The organism is Petrocella sp. (genome assembly GCF_059865615.1).
The window spans coordinates 1-1,977 of the sequence record NZ_JCBCDA010000149.1 but is presented as its reverse complement, the minus strand read 5'-3'; the positions used below and the strand labels follow the sequence as shown (position 1 = coordinate 1,977).

Sequence of the window (1,977 nt, the reverse complement as noted above, 5' to 3'; positions counted from 1 at the left end):
TTCACTTTTCTCTTCTTTGGTGTCTACTTTTTGGCTGTGATGATCACTTTGTAAAACTACTAATGATGGCATTGGCAATATTTTTTCCACGTCGTCACTGGGTCTTGGAATGACATGGGTGGATAAAAGCTGACCGATTTTTTGTACCGCTGCCTCTGCCGCATCAATCGACGCTTTTACGGCACCTACATCACCTCTAATATGTATGGTTACCAATCCGCCCTTAACAAATTCACAGCCTAGTAAGCTTACATTGGCTGTCTTCAAACATATATCGGCGGCTTCTATTGCCCCTACATATCCATATGTTTCTATCATTCCTAGGGCTATATTATTCATATTTTTCACCACATTTTCTTATTAGTATTTGGTCGGATCGTCTGCAACAAAGTTTACCGCTGATGCAAAAGCATCACAGGCTGATTTACAAGCGGATTGACTACCTGTTAATAAGCCACCGCCAAAGTTTGTCTCAGAAGGTGGTCCATAGAATTGAACCATCTTAACATCCGATGATTTGAGGGCTGCATCCAATGCATAAACCGCTTCAATTGGCGGTGCGATCAAATAAGCAAGGGCTTCACCCTCTTCTACACCCGCCATCTTGGATAAATATGATCCTGTTCTAGAAATACAGTGGGCGTAATAAGGTATGGTGTCATCATCATTGGCACTATAGAAGCAAGCATCGTTTGCTATAAAATCAACCACAACATCCAAACCACTTCTTACCTCTGCCGGATTGGCCCCAGCTAAAATACCGATAAACTCACCGGCTAGTTTTGTGGAAGCATTCCCTGCACCGGCATAAAAAGATTTTGCGTAAACCACTTCGACTTCGGCTTTTTTTGTTGCTTCATCCAGTGCGGTATAAGAAACATCATCACAATCGGATGTAACAAGTCCAATACATCTTTGTTCCGGTTTCAACTCCAGTGCTTTTGCCAGGTCTGCATCTACATTTGGAATCAACTTAACACTCAGTACACTTGCACGAATTGCATCATTCTTCATATTCTTGTCCCTCCTTATTTACAATTGTAATTCCAGACCACTTTTCTTTTGGTCCAGCATTTCTTTTAATATGTGTGCTATATGAGCGCCGGCTTCAACTGCTGCGGTTCCGCCTTGATGGATATTCGATACCACTGTTCTTCTGGCTTCTGGCATACCTACTGTTCCTTTATAGGCGATATATGCACTCATACTTTCTCCTGTAGCTAGTCCCGGTCTTTCTCCTACTAATAAGCAAGTTATGTCAGCGCCTGTCACTTCAGATACAACATCCATAGAAGGTACGCGACCGTATTTGATAAAGAAAGGTGTGCCGGCCTTGATACCATAACCTTCAAGTCCTTGAAAAATAACCGGTAGTATGTCCCTAATATTGGCTTCTATGGCTGTTGAACTTAACCCGTCGGCTACAACAACCTGAACTTGTGGGTTCATCTTGCATTTTTCTTTCATGACGGCAACTTCTTCATCATCAAACTTTCTACCAAGATCCGGCCGGGTTAAATACTCATCTTTGTCCTTACATTTGGTTTTTACTGTAAAAAGATTCATTTCAGCGATGATTTCTTCGGACACATCTGTGAAAACAGCGTCCATAGCCACCGCATGGTCTGCTCTGAATCTAAGTAAGGTTTGGGTCTTATACCTTGGACCTGCTCGCCATACACCAATCCTTGCCGAAGTTTTTGCCTTCATCTGCAGATAATCTTCTCCATTCTCCGGATTTGGGACCAACAATTGCTTTCTCATATCCACCATGGTAATATCTGACAATTCATTGTCCTCTATATAGTCGACTGCACTTTGACTTACTCCTGTGTCTTTCTTTGACTCTGTAAAATCCTTGCTTTTCATTTCTGATAACACTTGCTCAATAATTACTTTTAATTCTTTCTCAGATACCATTTAATTCACCTCATCTTTTTAAGAATATTGAAGGGTCTCCGCCTTTTGCTGTTAACC

2 protein-coding genes and 1 pseudogene are annotated in these 1,977 nt (G+C 41.6%); all 3 read right to left on the bottom strand.

Going from position 1 to position 1,977, the window contains the following annotated elements:
* Positions 1-72: 72 nt before the first annotated feature.
* Positions 73-339, bottom strand: a pseudogene (locus AC6F8J_RS14775) (BMC domain-containing protein); the annotation flags it as partial.
* Positions 340-360: 21 nt separating this feature from the next.
* Positions 361-1,014, bottom strand: coding sequence for an ethanolamine utilization microcompartment protein EutL (gene eutL, locus AC6F8J_RS14770; protein WP_500724392.1), 654 nt, complete (start codon positions 1,012-1,014; stop codon positions 361-363).
* Positions 1,015-1,032: 18 nt separating this feature from the next.
* Positions 1,033-1,920 carry an ethanolamine ammonia-lyase subunit EutC gene (gene eutC, locus AC6F8J_RS14765; RefSeq protein ID WP_500724391.1) on the bottom strand — a complete coding sequence of 296 codons (888 nt, stop codon included), beginning with the start codon at positions 1,918-1,920 and terminating at the stop codon, positions 1,033-1,035.
* Positions 1,921-1,977: the final 57 nt, after the last annotated feature.

Coding starts and splice junctions, on each gene's coding strand:
- eutL (WP_500724392.1), bottom strand. CDS start 1,014: ATGAAGAATGATGCAATTCGTGCAAGTGTACTGAGTGTTAAGTTGATT.
- eutC (WP_500724391.1), bottom strand. CDS start 1,920: ATGGTATCTGAGAAAGAATTAAAAGTAATTATTGAGCAAGTGTTATCA.